Source organism: Rhodococcus chondri (genome assembly GCF_036327435.1).
Classification (GTDB): domain Bacteria; phylum Actinomycetota; class Actinomycetes; order Mycobacteriales; family Mycobacteriaceae; genus Rhodococcus; species Rhodococcus chondri.
Genome location: NZ_JAUZMZ010000045.1, coordinates 14,502 through 32,350 on the forward strand (window position 1 = coordinate 14,502; position 17,849 = coordinate 32,350).

Annotated in this window: 12 protein-coding genes and 1 pseudogene; 7 read left to right on the forward strand and 6 right to left on the reverse strand. The window is 67.7% G+C overall.

All coding sequences use genetic code 11. The annotated features are described in order from the left end of the window. Positions 1-48 precede the first annotated feature (48 nt). Genes nirB through Q8814_RS10235 form a run of 3 tightly spaced genes read left to right on the forward strand, consistent with a single transcriptional unit; the run spans position 49 to position 3,469 of the window. Positions 49-2,556, forward strand: coding sequence for a nitrite reductase large subunit NirB (gene nirB, locus Q8814_RS10225; protein ID WP_330151901.1), 2,508 nt, complete (start codon positions 49-51; stop codon positions 2,554-2,556). After that, on the forward strand, positions 2,553-2,888 hold the full coding sequence (locus Q8814_RS10230) for a Rieske (2Fe-2S) protein (RefSeq protein WP_330151902.1): 336 nt from the start codon (positions 2,553-2,555) through the stop codon (positions 2,886-2,888). The genes nirB and Q8814_RS10230 overlap by 4 nt, the downstream gene beginning before the upstream one ends. Before the next feature lie 41 nt (positions 2,889-2,929). Then, on the forward strand, positions 2,930-3,469 hold the full coding sequence (locus tag Q8814_RS10235; RefSeq protein WP_330151903.1) for a hypothetical protein: 540 nt from the start codon (positions 2,930-2,932) through the stop codon (positions 3,467-3,469). Positions 3,470-3,732: 263 nt separating this feature from the next. Here Q8814_RS10235 and Q8814_RS10240 read toward each other — a convergent pair whose 3' ends face one another. Both Q8814_RS10240 and Q8814_RS10245 read right to left on the reverse strand, forming a co-directional pair. Next, positions 3,733-4,506 carry an FAD-dependent monooxygenase gene (locus Q8814_RS10240; protein ID WP_330151904.1) on the reverse strand — a complete coding sequence of 258 codons (774 nt, stop codon included), beginning with the start codon at positions 4,504-4,506 and terminating at the stop codon, positions 3,733-3,735. Positions 4,507-4,999: 493 nt separating this feature from the next. Next, on the reverse strand, positions 5,000-5,461 hold the full coding sequence (locus tag Q8814_RS10245) for a 6,7-dimethyl-8-ribityllumazine synthase (RefSeq protein WP_330151905.1): 462 nt from the start codon (positions 5,459-5,461) through the stop codon (positions 5,000-5,002). A gap of 125 nt (positions 5,462-5,586) precedes the next feature. Here Q8814_RS10245 and Q8814_RS10250 point away from each other — a divergent pair, with 125 nt between their 5' ends. The 4 genes from Q8814_RS10250 to Q8814_RS10265 all read left to right on the forward strand — a co-directional run bounded on the left by Q8814_RS10250 (position 5,587) and on the right by Q8814_RS10265 (position 10,876). Continuing rightward, the gene (locus tag Q8814_RS10250; RefSeq protein WP_330151906.1) at positions 5,587-6,666 is read left to right on the forward strand and encodes a helix-turn-helix domain-containing protein; all 1,080 of its coding nucleotides are present in this window, start codon (positions 5,587-5,589) and stop codon (positions 6,664-6,666) included. A gap of 122 nt (positions 6,667-6,788) precedes the next feature. Beyond that, on the forward strand, positions 6,789-7,604 hold the full coding sequence (otsB, locus tag Q8814_RS10255; RefSeq protein ID WP_330151907.1) for a trehalose-phosphatase: 816 nt from the start codon (positions 6,789-6,791) through the stop codon (positions 7,602-7,604). Positions 7,605-7,644: 40 nt separating this feature from the next. Continuing rightward, positions 7,645-10,062: a glycoside hydrolase family 65 protein gene (locus Q8814_RS10260; protein ID WP_330151908.1), complete on the forward strand. Its 2,418-nt coding sequence runs from the start codon at positions 7,645-7,647 to the stop codon at positions 10,060-10,062. Between the two features lie 13 nt (positions 10,063-10,075). Beyond that, the gene (locus tag Q8814_RS10265; RefSeq protein ID WP_330151909.1) at positions 10,076-10,876 is read left to right on the forward strand and encodes an HAD family hydrolase; all 801 of its coding nucleotides are present in this window, start codon (positions 10,076-10,078) and stop codon (positions 10,874-10,876) included. Positions 10,877-10,918: 42 nt separating this feature from the next. On the opposite strand, the gene Q8814_RS10270 is transcribed toward Q8814_RS10265, so the two are convergent. From Q8814_RS10270 to Q8814_RS10285, 4 genes and pseudogenes are all read right to left on the reverse strand, one after another. Further along, entirely contained in the window at positions 10,919-13,309 is a 2,391-nt protein-coding gene (locus Q8814_RS10270; protein WP_330151910.1) for a phosphoketolase family protein, read from the reverse strand. A 142-nt stretch (positions 13,310-13,451) separates the two neighbouring features. After that, on the reverse strand, positions 13,452-14,522 hold the full coding sequence (locus tag Q8814_RS10275; RefSeq protein WP_330151913.1) for a site-specific integrase: 1,071 nt from the start codon (positions 14,520-14,522) through the stop codon (positions 13,452-13,454). Positions 14,523-14,618: 96 nt separating this feature from the next. Beyond that, entirely contained in the window at positions 14,619-17,108 is a 2,490-nt protein-coding gene (pepN, locus tag Q8814_RS10280; RefSeq protein ID WP_330151911.1) for an aminopeptidase N, read from the reverse strand. Between the two features lie 207 nt (positions 17,109-17,315). Continuing rightward, positions 17,316-17,849, reverse strand: a pseudogene (locus tag Q8814_RS10285) (KR domain-containing protein); the annotation flags it as partial.

The window sequence follows — 17,849 nt, forward strand, 5'->3', positions numbered from 1 at the left end:
AACGCCCGTGCCGCCGATCCGTCACCGGCAGCGACGACCCTCGACGGCATGACACCGACCCGGACCCACCCGGACACCCCGCGCCGGCGGCTGCTCGTCGTCGGCAACGGCATGGCAGGCGCCCGCACCGTCGAAGAGATCCTCACGCGCGGGGGCCGCGACCGGTTCGACATCACCATGATCGGCGACGAGCCGTACGGCAACTACAACCGCATCATGCTCTCGCACGTCCTCGCCGGGGAGAGCGGCATCGACGACGACCTCGTCCTCCACCCGATGAGCTGGTACCGCGAGAACGGCGTGACCCTCTACGCCGGCGACCGCGCCGTGACCCTCGACCGCTTCGCCAAGACCGTCACCTGCGACTCGGGCCGCACCGTCGAATACGACCTGCTCATCATCGCCACCGGCTCCAACACGTTCTTCCCCAACATGGACGGCCTCCGCGAGGCCGACGGACGGCTCGGCCGCGGCGTGTTCGGGTTCCGCAACCTCGCCGACACCAACGGCATGCTGCAGATGGCCGACGCCCGCGACGACATGTCCGCCGTGGTCATCGGCGGTGGCCTGCTCGGGCTCGAAGCCGCCTACGGACTACGCACCCAAGGCCTGGCCGTCACGATCGTCCACTCCCCCGGGCACCTCATGAATCAGCAACTCGACGAACGCGGCGGCCGTGTCCTGCGCACCGAGATCGAAAAACTCGGCATCACCGTGCACACCGGCACCCGCACCACCGCGATCCTGCGCGACGACCACAACGACGTGACCGGCGTCCGCTTCGCCGACGGCACCGTCGTCGACACCGACATGATCGTCGTCGCCGCCGGAATCCGCCCCAACACCGAATTCGCGCGGGGCGGAGGACTCGTCGTCGAACGCGGAGTCGTCGTCGACGACCGGCTGTGCTGCGAAGACGAATCGAGCGTGTACGCCGTCGGCGAATGCGTCCAGCACCGCGGCGAGGTCTACGGACTCGTCGCGCCCGTGTGGGAGCAGGCCGTCGTCCTCGCCGAGCACCTGACCGGCACCGACCCCGACGCCACCTACGAAGGATCCCGCACCAGCACCAAACTGAAGGTCGCGGGGATTGACGTCGCGGCCATGGGCATCAAGGGCCCCGAACACGAAGACGACGAGTTCGTGCAGTTCTACGATCCGCGCAGCGGCGTCTACAAGGCGGTCGTCGTCCGCGACGACACCCTCGTCGGCGCCACGCTGCTCGGCGACATCGGCAAGGCGTCGATGCTCGGCCAGGTCTTCGACGGCAAGATCGACATGCCCGCCGACCGCGCGGCGCTGCTGTTCGACCTCGGGGAACCCCGAGGCGCGGAACTGGCCGCGGACCTGCCCGACGACACCCGGGTATGCATCTGCAACGGCGTGAGCAAGGGCGACATCGTCGCCTGTGTCCACGCCGGTGCCACCACCGTCGCCGACGTGTGCGGCAGAACGCGGGCCGGGAAGGGCTGCGGATCGTGCAAGAGCCTGGTTTCCGACCTCGTCGCGTGCGCGGCGGGCGGTGCGCTGCAGGAAGATCCCGCCGCGAACTGGTATGTGCCGTGCATCCCGCTGGCGAAACCGGAGCTGATCGCCGCGATCCGCGACCGCAACCTGCGCGCGGTGTCGCAGGTCTTCGCCGAGCTCGCACCCGGCGGGCGGGAGGACGCTTCCGCGAAGATGCCGCTCGCCTCGCTGTTGCGCACCATCTGGGGGCCCGACTGGGTCGACGAGCGCGGCGCGCTGTTCATCAACGACCGCGTGCACGCGAACATCCAGCGCGACGGCACCTTCGCGGTGGTCCCGCAGATGAAGGGCGGCGTCACCACGCCCGAGCAGCTGCGTCGCATCGCCGACGTCGCCGACAAGTATTCGGTGCCGATGGTCAAGGTCACCGGAGGTCAGCGCATCGACCTGCTCGGTATCCGCAAGGAGGATCTGCCGAAGGTGTGGGCGGACCTCGGCATGCCGTCCGGCTACGCCTACGGCAAGAGTGTGCGCACCGTGAAAACCTGCGTCGGCAGCGACTACTGCCGATTCGGTCTCGGCGACTCCACCGGCCTCGGCATCGCCATCGAAGACCGCTTTCAGGGTCTCGAAACACCCGCGAAGCTCAAATTCGCGGTCGCGGGTTGTCCCCGCAACTGTTCCGAAGCCTTGTGCAAGGACTTCGGTGTCGTCGCGGTCGGTGACGGCTGCTGGGAGATCTATGTCGGTGGCGCGGCCGGCGCCCACATCCGCAAGGGCGACCTGCTGGCCACCGTCGGCTCCGGTGAGGCGGTGCTCGCCGTCGCCGGCCGGTTCATCCAGTACTACCGCGAGAACGCGAAGTGGCTCGAGCGGACCTACGACTTCGTGCCCCGCCTGGGGCTCGACCGTCTGCAGGCCCTGCTGATCGACGACGAGGAGAACATCGTGACCGGACTGGACGAACGCATCGCCGCGGCGGTCGGGGGGTACCGGGACCCGTGGCTGGAGCGCACGGCACCGAAATCGCCGGCCCAGTTCGTGCCGGCACTGCCGCTGCTGCCACTTCCCCAGGTACCGGTCCGATGACCGCGCTACACGACTCCGCGAGCGTGACCGGTATCGACGTCGGTGCCGTCACCGACCTGACCCGCGGCGAAGGCCGCACCTACACCGTCGACGGCACGCAGATCGCGGTGTACCTCCTGTCCGACGGCACGGTGCGCGCTACCGACGCGATGTGTCCGCACCGGGGCGGACCCCTCGCCGACGGCCAATTCGACGACGGCGTGGTGGTCTGTCCTCTTCACCAGTACGCATTCGCCTTCGCCACGGGAGCCTGTACAAGCGCCGGGATCGATCCGGTGCGCACCTACGACGCGCACGTGGTCGACGGCCGGATCCGCCTCACACTCGGATAATTCGCCATTACCGTAAGGCGCCTCCTCCGAAAGGATCCCGAATGACACCCGTCCTCGTGGTCGAACAACGGTCGGTGATCGCGGCGCCCACCGCCGACGTGTGGGCGCGCATCACCGACCCCCAGGGCATCAACGACGAACTGGCCCCTCTCCTGGTCATGCGCATGCCGCGCTCCGCGCGTGGGTTGACCATCGACAACGTGCCTCCCGGTCGGCCGCTCGGTCGTGCATCCCTGCTGTTGCTGGGCGTACTTCCGATCGAATCCGACAACCTCTCGATCGCCACCATCGAGCCGGGCAGATCCTTCCATGAGAAGTCCACGATGGTGACCCTGCGGCGGTGGGAACACGAACGCAGCCTCACGTCGGATGCCGCCGGGTGTACGCACCTCCACGACCGGCTCACGTTCGAGCTCCGCGCTCCCCTGGCTCGCATTCCCTACGCGCCGGCGTCGGCACGCCGGATCGTGGAGGCCCTGTTCGCCCATCGCCATCAGCGGCTTGTCCGGCACTTTGCGGCGCGATCGAATTCTGTTGCGCAGAGGATTCGGCGTGGTGTGCTGTGGTGGGCGTGTCGGTGAGTGGTGAGTGGTGTTCTGTTTATTTTGCGTTTCCGTCATGTCCGGAATACTTTGCTGGGTTCGGTGACCGATGCTGTGCTTCGACTACCGAACAAGAATTTCGGTTGGCCTGCTGTTCGAACCTGGCTGCATCGCCCGGGCAAGTTTCGGGTGCCGTCGGGAGGCACTCCCCTTCACACCCGTTGCGCGCTCGTTACGCCGTATCCCCCGGCCCTTCCCCTCTGCGCTGCTCAGCGCAGCCGACAGGCCTCTGCGCGTGTTACTCAGCCGGGCCGGTCGGTGCGGTTTGCACCCACCGATTCGAGCCACTCCCCGGCTCCCCGACCATCCGGGCTCCGGATCCCGACATAGCCGTCGGGCCGGACGATCACCACACCGGCACCCGGCCGACTCTGGATTCGGTGGACGCGTACGAACCTGCGGTCGAGGGAGGGAGCCGGCGACCAGCGGGCGTCGCGGGACAGCAGGACGTGGAACCCCGGCGTGGCGGTCAGATCGTGCAGGGAGCGACGGACGCCGTCCACCGTGACCGGGGCCTCGGGCAGTCGCTCCCCCGCCGCTACCGGACCAGGAGAGCCCGACCCGCCGTCGATCGACAACGTGCTGCGCCCGTAGTGCCACCGCAATTGGGAGAGCAACCGAACCCCCTGTGCCTCGAGCCACCGCGGCCGTGGAGTCAGGGGGATCAGGTGCGGTCCCAGGGATGCGAGAGCTCCGCGGCCGAGTCCGGACAGCGGATCCGTCCCGGCTTCGCACCGCAGCAACAGGTCGGTCAGGAGCAGCACGCGCCGGGCGACGTGCCGCCGTTCCTGCTCGTACGACCGCAGCAGGGCACCGTCCTCAGGAAGCCCGCTCCGGGCGGCGAAGGCGAGCTTCCAGCCGAGATTGAGAGCATCCTGAATACCCGCATTCATCCCCTGCCCGCCGGCGGGTGAGTACGCGTGCGCAGCATCGCCGGCGAGAAACACCGGACCGTTCCCGAACCGGGACGCGAGGCGATGTTCGATCGGGACCCGTTCCGACCACGCGACATCCACGACGCGGCATCCCGCACCGGCCACCACCAGGCCGTGCCCGAGTCCCGTGTGGGCTGCCCGGATCCGGCGGCACGAAGGACATCGTCACGGTGCAGACCGGGCAGCACTCGATACCGGATGGACATTCGGTGGCTCACCAGGGCGAGCGGCCACCACAAGGCGCGGACGTAGTCCTCGGCGGCGCGGGCTCCGTCCCACTGATAGAGCCCTCGATACCGTCCGTGCTCGTCCGCCGCCACCCACAGTTTCGAGACGAAACCGGGAAATCCCGCGAACAGAGGTGTGTTGAGCAGGCTCTCTGCTCGAAACAAGGCATGCCCACGCCGGCCGTTTCTCGATAGACGACAGCCGTGGTGCCGTCGGCGAACGTCATTCCTAGCCCTACGTGCTCTCGCGGTAGGTGTAACCGCCTATGGGCCAGCAGCTCGACGGTCCGTGCTGCGCAACGGGCGATTCGCGGCAGGGCCTTCACCACCGCTCCCCTTCGCCGCGATCAGTCCGCGGTCGGCAGCGCACGCAACGACTTCACGGTCGAGTCGAGTGCTTGTGCTGCTTCGGCGCCCTTCTTCACGAAGTGACGGGTGTAGTACGAAACGTGCTCCTCGTGCTCATGGAAGTGGTGAGGGGTCAGCACGACGGAGAACACCGGGACATCGGTATCGAGCTGGACTCGCATGAGTCCGTCGATGACCGCGGTCGCCACGAAATCGTGCCGGTAGATGCCCCCGTCCACGACCAGACCCGCCGCGACGATCCCCGCGTAGCGACCCGTCCGGGCCAGACGCGCCGCGTGCAGCGGAATCTCGAAGGCTCCCGGCACCTCGAAGAAGTCGAGATCGTCGGAAGACCATCCGAGCGAGACGATCTCGTCGGAGAACCCGCTCTTCGCCCGGTCGACGATGTTGCGATGCCATGTGGCCTGGACGAATGCGATCCTGCCGGCGCTGTCACTCATGATGACGAAGTTATCGCATGCGCCCTTCCGTTTCGGGGGCGGACGTTGTCGAATTCTTCGGTGCCGGGCCGGAATTCTATGAAATTCTGTATTCCGTACGGCACAGAGTGGGTACAGTGACGAGTGTGACTTCCCCGAGCGACGCCCTCGACGCCGCCGAATCCGCCGCCGGTCCGCGGCCGGAGCGGCATATCGACATCTACCGTCGGGCCGCCTCCTGCCTGGAGGCATGCCTGCCGCTCGGATGGAACCTGTCCTCGGACCGTCCCCGCTCCCCCGAGGCACCCAAACGGCTCGTCGTCACCGCACCCGACGGTGAGTCGGCGTCCTTCGCGATCATCACGTCGCGGGGCGTGCTCAGCGGTGACGTGGCGCGTATCACCGCCGAACTGTCCGAGTCCGATCGCGGCTTCGTCTGCGCGCACTATCTCTCCGACCCGGTGCGCCGGCAACTCGACCAGCACGGCATCTCCTATGCGGACGCCACCGGCAACCTCGCGCTCGTCGCAGCCCGCCCCGCAATCTGGGTCCGCAACCGCGGTGCCGACGCGGATCCGTGGCGGGGCCCGGGACGCCCGTCCGGCGTCCTGACCGGGGAACCGTCGGATCGGGTGGTGCGAGCCCTCGCCGACCATGTCGGCGACATGACCGTGCCCGAACTGATCAAGCTCTCGGGCTCGTCGACCGGCGCGACCTACCGCGTCGTCGAAGTCCTCACCGAGCGCGAGTTCGTACGCCGGATCCCGCGCGGCCACCTCACCACAATTCGCTGGGAGCCGATGCTCCGGGCGTGGGCTGCCGAGCGAAAAGTATGCGCCACAAGACACTTCACTGCTCCACAGGGTCTCGATGCGGTCCGCCGGGAGCTCACCGAGCGGATCGACATCTCCTATGCGCTCACGGGCATCGGGGCCACCGACTACGCCGCCCCGGAGGTGCTCGAGGTGTATGCGGACGACCCCGACGAGTTCGCCGGGACGCTGGGGTTGCGCCCCCTGGAGCGCGGCGGCGACGTCGTCGTGGCGATTCCGTGGACGCCGGTTGTGTTCGAACGCATGGATCGCCGTGGCGGCCTGCGGTACGCGGCTCCCGCACACGTCTACGCGGATCTGCTGGCGGGCCCGTTCCGCAACCGGAACGCCGCCGAACACCTGCTCGCCGCGCTCACCTCGGACGAATCCCGCTGGCGTCGGCCGGTGCACTGATCGGCCCGAGACCTCGGACCGCCGGTGTAGTGTTCGATTGATAGCATGAACAAGGCCCGACGAAACCGCCGGCGGTCGAAAACCGCTGGCACACAGCCTGACACGACAGGAGGTTCGGTCGCATGGATTCGGCCTCGACCGTCGGAGAGCTCCCTCGCGCACTCGACGCCGCAGCACTGACGGATCGGCTGGACGGCCGTCGCCCGGCCGCCTTCCTCGACTACGACGGGGTCCTGTCCCCGATCGTGGAACGACCCGAGGACGCGGTGCTGTCCGACAGGATGCGCACCGTCGTGCGCGAACTGGCCGACCGGTGCCCGGTGTGCATCGTCACCGGCCGCGACCGCGAGGTCGTGCAGCAGCTCATGGGGATGGACGATCTGGTCGTCGCCGGCAGTCACGGGTTCGACATCTGGGATCCCGAGAAGGGCGAGGTGTCGCACACCGCCCTGAGCGACTTCACCGGACTCGTGGGCGACACCACCGCGACACTTCGCGACCGCGTGGGCGGCATTCCCGGGGTGACGATCGAACCGAAACGCGCGTCGGTCGCGGTGCACTATCGGCGCGCCGCTCCGGAGGCTCGCGTCGAGGTCGAGCAGATCGTCCGCGCGCTGCTCGCCGAGCATCCCGACCAGCTTGCCGTCGTGCCCGGGAAGATGGTGTACGAGCTCAAACCCGCCATCGACTGGAACAAGGGCAAAGCGGTTCTGCACCTGATCGACGTGCTCGGACTCGGTTCCGACGATGTCGTACCGCTGTATCTGGGCGACGACATCACCGACGAGGACGCCTTCCGGGCATTGCGCGGACGCGGGATAGGCATCCTCGTTGGCAGCCCCGACGATCCCGAGATGACCGACCGCACCACGGAGGCCGAGTTCGTACTCGCGACGGTCGACGAAGTCGAGCAATTTCTGTCGAATCTGGCCAGGTAGCCGCGCACACAGACCCCCACCGGCAACGCAGGAGGAAAACGTGTACGACCCGGAGTTCACCCTCGACTACGCCCATTTCGACAGTGAGGCGGAGGGACTCCGGGAAGCGCTGACCTCGACGGGCAACGGCTACTTCTGCACGCGGGGCACCGCCGAGTGGGAAGACATGGGTGAGGTCCACTATCCCGGCACCTACTCGCACGGGTGCTACAACCGCGAAACCACCATCATGGGCGGGCGGCCCGTCCTCAACGAAGATCTCGTCAATCTCCCGAATTGGCTGGTCCTGAAGCTTCGTATCGAAGGTGAGGACGCCATCCGTCTCGAGACCGTCGATGTGCTGTCCTACCGCCACATCTACGACATCCGCACGGCGACCGTCATCCGGGAGGTGCGGTTCCGCGACCGGAAGGGTCGCGAAACCTCCCTGCACAGTCGCCGTTTCGTGAGCATGGCCCACAGTCACCAGGCCGCACTGTCGTGGACGTTGACCCCGGAGAACTGGTCGGGACGGGTCGAACTGGTCTCCGCGCTGGACGGGCGCGTGACCAACCGCGCGGTCGCGCGCTACCGCGATCTGGAGGGGCGGCACCTCGACCCGGTCTCCCCCCGTACGTTCAGTCCCGAAACCATCGCGCTGAAGGTGCAGATCCGGCAGTCCGACATCTACATTGCCCAGAGCGCCCGCACCTGCGTGTTCCGGGACGAGGATCGCGAGCCGCTCGAGGTCGACCGCGAGCTGTATCAGATGGAGGACTACATCCAGCAGGTTCTCGAGTTCGACGTCACCGAGGGTGTGCCCGTACGGGTGGAGAAGATGGTGGCGATGTTCACCTCGCGCGACGACGCGATCACCGAACCGCTCGCCGCCGCCGGTCGTCATGTGCTGCGCTTCCCCGATTTCGCCGAGGCGTTCGACGACCACAAGGCGGCGTGGGACGAGCTGTGGGACATCTGCGACGTCCGGTTGCCGAAGGAGCCCCGCGCGCAGTTGCTGCTCCGGCTGCACGTTTCGCACGTGTTGCAGGTGTGTTCGCGCAACACTGCCAAGCACGACGCGGGTGTCCCGGCACGCGGACTCAACGGCGAGGCGTATCGCGGACATGTGTTCTGGGACGAATTGTATGTGTATCCGTTCCTGGACATGCGGATGCCGGAGGTGACCAAGGGTCTGATCCTGTATCGCTATCGGCGGCTCGGTGAGGCCCGTGCCGCGGCCCGCGAGGCCGGTTACAGCGGCGCGATGTACCCGTGGCAGAGCGGTAGCGACGGCACCGAGGAAACTCAGACCATCCATCTCAATCCGATTTCCGGCCAATGGGATCCGGATCTGAGTCGCAACCAGCGGCACGTGAGCGCCGCGATCTTCTACAACGTCTGGCGGTACTACCAGGCGACCGACGATTTCGATTTTCTCACCGATTACGGCGCCGAGATGATGCTCGAGATCGCGCGTTTCTGGACGTCGATCGCCCACTACAATCCGCAGCGCGACAGGTACGAGATCCACGGTGTGATGGGACCCGACGAGTTCCACGAGCGTTATCCGGCCAGCGACGAGGCGGGACTGCGCAACAACGCCTACACGAATGTCATGGTGGCGTGGATTGCGGCGAAGGCACTCGAGGTACTCGAGCACCTGTCGGTGAGCCGGCAGACGGCGCTGCGGGTGACCGACGCCGAGAGGCACACGTGGGCCCGGATGAGCCGGAAGATGTTCGTTCCGTTCCACGACGGGGTGATCAGCCAGTTCGAAGGATACGAGGAACTCGAAGAACTCGACTGGGAGCATTACCGTTCGTCGTACCCCAACGTGCAGCGCATGGATCGGATTCTCAAGGCCGAAGGCAAGGATCCCAATCGGTACAAGCTGGCCAAGCAGGCCGACACGGTGATGTTGTTCTTCTTGTTCGACGACAACGAGTTACGGCCTCTGTTCGAGCGTCTGGGATATCGGTACGACCGGGAACTGATGCGGCGCACCGTCGACTACTACGACCGGAGGACCTCGCACGGGTCGACGTTGAGTTTCGTCACCTATGCGGGTGTGCTCGCGGGTTTCGATCCGGTGTCGTCGTGGGAGCGGTTCCTGGTGGCCCTCGAGAGCGATGTCAGTGATGTGCAGGGCGGCACCACCAAGGAGGGCATCCACATGGGGGTCATGGCCGGCACCCTGGATCTGCTGCAGCGCTACTACGTCGGGGCACGGATCTACGGTGGTGTGCTGATGTTCCGGCCGCAGCTGACCGATCGTCTCGACGGCGTGTCGTTTTCGATGCGCTATCTGGGCACTCCCCTGCGCGTGCAGATCCACGGGGACAAACTCTCGGTGCTGGCCGAGGCCGAGGGTTTCCGTGTGCCGGTGCGGGTGGGTATCAACGGCGACGTCGTCGAGCTCGGCCCCGGTGAGTCGTGCCAGTTCCGCATTCCGCCCGCCCCGGAGTACGCAGACACGTAGCGAGGACGAACAGATGACTTCCGACAGGTCCCCGGGGTACGGCGCAGTCATTTTCGATGTCGACGGCGTGCTGGTGGCGTCACCGCACGAACAGGCGTGGCGGGAGTCGCTGTGTGAGCTGATGACCGGAGAATGGTCCGCAGTTCGCGACCGCACCACGTGGTCGGAGGATGCGTTCAGCTCGCAGGTCTACCGGCAGGTGATGTCCGGAAAGCCACGGATGAGCGGAGCGCTCGCCGGCCTCCAATACTTCGGTGTACCGGACGCCACCGAGCGGGCCCCGGTGTACGCGGATCTCAAACAGCGGGTGCTGCTCCGGTTGATCGACGAGCGCCGGTTCCACGCGTATCCCGATGCGCTCCGCTTCGTGCTGGCCGTACGCGGTGCGGGTATGGCGATTGCGGCGGCGTCGTCGTCGAAGAATGCGCATCGGTTTCTGCGGGCGATCCGGCTCGACCTGTTCGCGCGCGAGAGCAGTGCGGGACGTGAGCGGCTCCCCGAGGGCATGACGCTGCTCGACGCGTTCGATGCGGATCTGTCGGGGCGCGATTTCGCGCAGGGCAAGCCGAACCCGGAGATCTTCCTCGCCGCTGCCGCCGAACTCGACGTGGCGCCCTCCGCGTGCGTGGTGGTCGAGGATGCGGTCAGCGGGATCCAGGCCGCGAAGGCGGGCACGATGGTGGCGCTGGGGACGGCTCGCGCGGGCGACGAGACCGATCTGGAGCGTGCCGGCGCGGATCTGGTGGTGAGCACGCTCGACGATGTGGACGTGGAGGCGTTCGTCACCGGCCGGTTGATCCGCCGCTCGGGGTGACCGCCCGGCACGGCCGGGTCGGCGCGGGTCGAGTCGGTGCGCTCAGCGCGAATCGATTCCCTGCCAGTGCCAGTCGGCGATCTCGGGGAGATCCTCGCCGTGCGCGCGGATGTACTGGCCGTGCTCGATGAGTTTGTTCTTCAGATGTTCGCGCGCATGCGCTGCGACAGGTTGGATGCGCGCCACCCGGTCGATGACGTCCTTGGCGAGGTTGAACCGGTCGATCTGGTTCATCACGCACATGTCGAACGGTGTGGTGGTGGTGCCTTCCTCCTTGTAGCCGCGCACGTGGAAGTTGTCGTGGTTGGTGCGGCGGTAGGTGAGCCGGTGGATGAGCCACGGATAGCCGTGATACGCGAAGATCACCGGCTTGTCGGTGGTGAACAGGGCATCGAAGTCGGTGCCGGACAGCCCGTGGGGGTGTTCGCGGTCGTCCTGCAGCCGCATGAGGTCGACGACGTTGACCACCCGGATCTTCAGGTCGGGGAACCATTCGAGGAGAATTTCGACGGCGGCGAGGGTTTCCATCGTCGGGACGTCCCCGGCGCAACCGAGGACGACGTCCGGTTCGACACCTCTGTCGGTGCCTGCCCACTCCCAGATGCCGATACCTTTGGTGCAGTGGACAATTGCGTCGTCCATGTCGAGATACTGCAGCTCGGGTTGTTTTCCGGCGACGATGACGTTGACGTACTGCCGGGAACGCAGGCAATGGTCGGCCACGGACAGCAGGGTGTTGGCGTCGGGTGGGAGATACACGCGGATCACGTCGGCTTTCTTGTTGACGACATGATCGATGAATCCGGGGTCCTGGTGCGAGAATCCGTTGTGATCCTGCCGCCACACGTGCGAGGTGAGCAGGTAGTTCAACGACGGGATCGGTCTGCGCCACTGGATGTCGTTGGTGGTGCGCAGCCATTTGGCGTGCTGGTTGAACATCGAGTCGACGATGTGGATGAACGCCTCGTAGCACGAGAACAGGCCGTGCCGCCCGGTGAGGAGATACCCTTCGAGCCAGCCCTGGCAGGTGTGCTCGGACAGTATCTCCATCACCCGCCCGTCCGGTGCGAGCCGCTCGTCGCCGGGAAGGATTTCCGCGTTCCAGGTGCGCGCGGTCGCTTCGAGGACGGTGCCGAGACGATTGGAATTGTTCTCGTCGGGCGCGAACATGCGGAACGTGCTCATGTTGCCGCGCATGATGTCGCGCAGGAATGCGCCCAGCACCCGGGTGGATTCGGCGCTCTCCGAGCCCGGGGACCCGACCGGTACGGCGTAGTCGCGGAAGTCGGGCAGCGCGAGGTCGCGGACCAGCGGGCCGCCGTTGGCGTGCGGATTGGCGCTCATGCGACGCGTGCCGCGGGGGTGCAGGTCGCGGATCTGCGCGGCGGGGGCACCGTCCTCGTCGAACAATTCTTCGGGCCGGTAACTGCGCAACCATTTTTCGAGGATGTCGCGGTGATCGTCGTCGTTGCGGGCGTTGGCGAACGGCACCTGGTGAGAGCGCCAGGTGCCTTCGACCGGTAGGCCGTCGACCTGCGCGGGCCCGGTCCAGCCCTTGGGTGAGCGCAGCACGATCATCGGCCAGGCGGGCCGGTCGCTGCGACCCGACTCGCGCGCCTGGTGCTGGATTTCGCTGATGCGGTTCAGCGCTCGGTCCAGCGCGTCGGCGAAACGGCGATGCATGTCGTCGGGGTCGGCGCCTTCGACGACGATCGGGTCGTGGCCGTATCCGCGGAGCAGCCAGTCGAGTTCGTCGTGGTCGATGCGGGCGAGCACGGTGGGGTTCGCGATCTTGTAACCGTTGAGATGCAGGATCGGCAGTACCGCCCCGTCCCGGCGGGGATCGACGAACTTGGTGGAGTGCCAGCTGGTCGCGAGGGCCCCGGTTTCGGCTTCGCCGTCGCCGACGACGGCCGCGACGACGAGGTCCGGATTGTCGAACGCGGCGCCGTAGGCGTGCGAAAGTGCGTAGCCGAGTTCGCCGCCCTCGTGGATGGATCCGGGGGTCTCGGGGGCCACGTGGCTGGGGATGCCGCCGGGGAAGGAGAACTGGGTGAAGAGTCGTTCCATCCCGGCTTCGTCGCGGGACACGTCGGGGTAGATGTCGCTGTAGGTGCCTTCGAGCCAGCTCGCGGCGACCGGGCCCGGCCCGCCGTGGCCGGGGCCCATCACGTAGATCATGTTCAGGTCGCGGGCGGTGATCGCCCTGTTGAGGTGGGCGTAGACGAAATTGAGGCCGGGAGTGGTGCCCCAGTGCCCGAGCAGGCGGGGCTTGATGTGCTCGGGACGTAGCGGCTTGCGGAGCAGCGGGTTGCCCATGAGGTAGATCTGCCCGACGGACAGGTAGTTCGCGGCACGCCACCAGGCGTCGAGGTCGCGCAGTTCGGCGTCGGACAGTGTTGTCGGAGCGGCGGAGCGGGGTGCGGTCTGCATTGCTCTCCTCGTCGTCGACTGCGCGTGCGTTCGGCGGGGCCGGGCTGTCCACCCTCGCCAGGAACGGTACCCACCCGGCGGTCGTCGCGCCCGGAGAATCGACGGGGCGGACGTGCCCTCGTCCGGTGGCAGCGGAACCGGTTCAGAGGCCGAGCCGGGTGACCGCGTTGCCGACCAGACCCGCGTGGTGGCGGCTGTACAGCGCGACCATGCGTTCGTCGGCGTGGCCGGTCTGGGTCATGATCGTCTGGGTGGTGGCGCCGCCGCGCACGGCCTGGGTGACGAAACCGGCGCGCAGACTGTGACCGCCCAGTGTCGCGACCAGATCGGGGCTGAAACCTGCCCGACGTGCGCGGCGCTGGATCATCGAGTGCACCGATTGACCGGACAGGGCGGTGTCGCCGAGCGAGCCGGACCGGTGCACGGGCCGGAACAGGACGCGCTCGGACGTCGGTGTCACGGTGGCGGACAGGCCACGGCAGCAGTGTTCGGCGAGTTCGTCGTCGCCGGCTGCTGCGAGCAGTTCGGCGACCGCGTCGCGTCCGCCCTCGTCCCACGTGTCGAGCACGACGCGCCACCGCCTGTAGGCGCAGACGGGGCAGGTGTGCGGGTCGATGCCGTGCGGGAGGGTCACGGTGCGGCCGGTGGCGTTGCGATCGGTCTTGGAGCGGCGCACGGTCACATACAGGCCGTCGGCGCGGTGGGCGACGACGTCGGCGACGGTGAGGGCCGTCAGTTCGGAGCGGCGCAGTGCCCCGGCGAGGCCCATCAGCAGCAGCGCGGCGTCGCGCCGTTCCGCGGCGCGTCCGGACCAGGGGCCGGTCGCCGCGGTCGCGCGCATGTGCCCGAGGATGGTGCGGATGTCGTCGGTCAGCAGCGGGGTACGGCGGGCCGGTGGGGTGGCGCGGCTGCGGCGGATACCCCGCAGCAACTCACGGACCGATTCGTGCCGACCGGGTTCGGCGTATCCGGCGAGGGCGTGCATCTTGTTGACGGTCGAGACCCAGCGCGACAGCGTCGACGGGGCGTAGGCCCAGCGTCCGTCGCTGCGCACCTCGCCGGACTTCTCGGCGAGGAACCAGGCGAGCTGGTCGGGGGTCGCCGGCATCGGGGTGTGTCCGGTGGTGGTGCACCAGCGGCTGAAGATGGTCCAGTCGCTCAGGTGCGCGGCGCGGGTGTTGTCGGAGGCCGCTTGGTCGCGGAGTCGGCGCATGGTCTCGGCGACGGTGTCGGGTATGCGGGGCACGCCGGTGTCGAGGTCGCCGGCCGGTGCGACATGGGGTGCGGGATCGCTGGTCACGGGGGTTCCTCAGGTTTGGTTGACGCGCTGGACCCGCAGGTCGCGGGCGAGGTGGTCGCGTTGTTCGATCACGAGACGCCGCAGTGCCGCGGGCGCGTCGGTGTTGGTTGCGAGCCAGCCGTCGACGGCGTCGAGGGAGCCGGTGTCGGGAAAGAGCCCGAGCACGATGCGGCGGGCGATTTCGATGCTGCGCTCGGTCCAGGTTTCGCGCAGCACCGCAAAATAGTCCGCGTCGTAGGGCGAGGTCAGCTCGCGGCGGGAGCCGGCACGGAACCCGGCGATGGTGGCGTCGAGCTGGTCGTTGGTGAGGGTGTGGTCGGCGAAGATCGAGGCCCAGGCGTGCGCTTTGACCTCGGCACGGGGCCGCGCGGCCAGGGCACGCAGGTGCGCGGTACGGCCGGTGGCGGTGTCGTCACGGCTCAACTCGTCGTCGAGATCGGATTCGTCGGCGTAACCGGTGGCGGCGAGCGCGGTCCACAGCGACCAGCGCAGATCCGGGTCGAGCGCCAGCCCGTCGGGTGCCGCACCGTCGAGGACGGCACGGATGTCGGTGGCGCGGTGCTCGTCCATCGCGGCCGCCGCGGCGACCGCGCGGGCGAAGGCGAGCTGCGCGCCGCTCGACGGGGCGGCGGCGTGCAAGGCGTCCCACACGGCCTCGAGCCATGCGGCGCGGGCCGCCGGTCGTGCCGGCGGCGGTAGATAGTGCTCGATCGCGGTGGGCGCGTTGGACAGCACGGCGGTGAGCAGGGCCGCGTTGGTTTCGGTGCGCGAGAATCGTTGCGCCATCGATAGATAGCGGGAGGCGGCGAGCTCGCCGTCGCGGGTGGCGTTCCACAAGGCGGACCAGATCAATCCGCGTGCGAGCGGGTCGCGGACCCGATCCAGGGACGCGTCGACGGTCGCGAGGGATCGTTCGTCGAGCCGGACCTTGGCGTAGGTGAGGTCGTCGTCGTTGAGCAGGGTCAGTGGCGCCGCGGGCAGGTCGAGGCGGGTGCGGGCGTCGGTGATGTCGAGTTCGATGCGCCGGGTGCGGACGAGGTCACCGGCGGCGTCGACGTCGTACAGGCCGACGGCGAGCCGGTGCGGTCGCGGGTCGGTCTGGACGATGTCGTAGCCGCCGTCGGTGGCCGGTTCCAGGCTCACGGTGGACACCCCGCTGGTCTGGAGCCAGGCGTGGGCCCACTCGGTGAGGTCGCGGCCGGAGGTGGCGGACAGTTCGGTGAGTAGGTCGGCGAGGGTGGTGTTGCCGTAGGCGTGGGCCCGGAAGTAGCGGCGGGCACCTTCGAAGAAGGCGTCGCGGCCGACGTAGGCGACGAGTTGTTTGAGGACGCTGGCGCCCTTGGCGTAGGTGATGCCGTCGAAGTTGAGCTTGGCGGCTTCGAGGTCGACGATGTCGGCGACGATCGGGTGGGTCGTGGGCAGTTGGTCCTGCAGATACGCCCAGGCCTTGCGGCGGTTGGCGAACGCGACCCAGGCGTCGGTGAATTCGGTGGCTTCGGCGCTGACCAGCGATCCCATGTAGTCGGCGAACGATTCCTTCAGCCACAGATCGTCCCACCATTTCATGGTGACGAGGTCGCCGAACCACATGTGTGCCATCTCGTGCAGGATCGTGTTGGCGCGGGCCTGGTGCTGCGCGGCGGTGGCGGCGCCGCGGAAGACGTAGGCCTCGGTGAAGGTGACGCAGCCCGGGTTTTCCATTGCGCCGAGGTTGTATTCGGGGACGAACACCTGGTCGTACTTGCCGAACGGGTACGGGTAGTCGAAATGGTCGGCGTAGAAATCCATGCCCTGCGCGGTGATCGTGAGGATCTCGTCGGCGTCGAGGTGTTCGGCGAGTGAGGCTCTGCAGAACACCTGCAGCGGGACGGTGAGGTCGTGCCGTGTCCACGTCGACTCCGCCCGGTGGTAGGGCCCGGCCACGATCGCGGTGATGTAGGTGGAGATGGGCAGGGTCGGCGCGAAGGTGACCGTCCGATGGCCCTCGGCCCGCCGGTGTTGCTCGATGGCCTGATTGGAGAGAATCCGCCAGTGCTCGGGCGCGGTGACCGTGAACGTGAACGGTGCCTTCAGATCGGGCTGCTCGAAACACGCGAACACACGGCGGGCGTCGGCCGGCTCGTACTGGGTGTAGAGGTAGGTCTCGTCGTCGACGGGATCGACGAAGCGGTGCAGGCCCTCGCCCGATCGGCTGTACCGGCCCGTGGCGGCGACGGTGACGACGTTGATCTCGCCGAGCCCGGACACGGCGATGCGGGATCCGTCGTACACCACCGGAATCCGGTTGCCGTTGACGGTGACGGTTTCGACCGAGTCGCCGAGGAAGTCGATCCAGGTCTCGGTCGTGGAGGCGGTGAACTCGATCGTCGTCACCGTGGGGAAGCCGCGGCGGCGCGAGTCGACGGCGCCACGCAGGTCGAGTTCGACGTGGTAGGAATGCACGTCGACGGCGCGGGCGCGCGCCGCGGTTTCGGTTCGGGACAGGTTCGCGGAACTCACGTGTCCGATCCTGCCACTGCTGTGCCACGTTCTCGGTCATCCCGCCCGGCGTGCCTGCAACCGACAGACGTGCCGGAGTTGCAGGTCAGGCCTTTGGGTCTGCCTCGTTGACGATCGGCCGCCGGGCGCCGCAACCCTGTCGGCGTGCCTCCTGTGTCCAGTCTTCTCCCTGTGGGATTACCGGAGACACGCCGCCCGGTAGCGCTGTCAGCCGCCGAGAACCTCGGCCGCGGGGGTGGACGGGCGTCCGATGAGACGACGGAGGTCGTCACGGTCGGTGTCGAGGGCTCCCGCAGCGATTCCGGCGTCGGAATCGGCGAGAATCTGCGCGAATTGTGCTGGCACTCCGGCGCCTTCGAGGACCTTCACGTACTCGTCCTGGGGCAGGTCCTTGTACGCGACGGGCGCGCCGACAACGGCGGAGAGTATCTCCGCGATGTCGGGGTACGTCAGGTGCTCGCCGCCACCGAGTTCGTAGGTTTTGCCTGCGTGGCCCTCGGTGGAGAGAACAACCGCGGCGGCCTCGGCGAAGTCCTTGCGGGAGGCGCCGGCGATACGTCCGGTGCCGGCCGACCCGAACAGGGCACCGGTGGCCTTCGCGGTGTCGACGGCCGATTCGTAGTTCTCCCAGTACCAGCCGTTGCGCAGCAGTGTGTGGGCGATGCCGGACTCGGCGAGCAGGTTTTCGGTGGCCTGATGCTCGACCGCGAGTGCCAGGGGGCTGGTCTCGGCTCCGAGGAC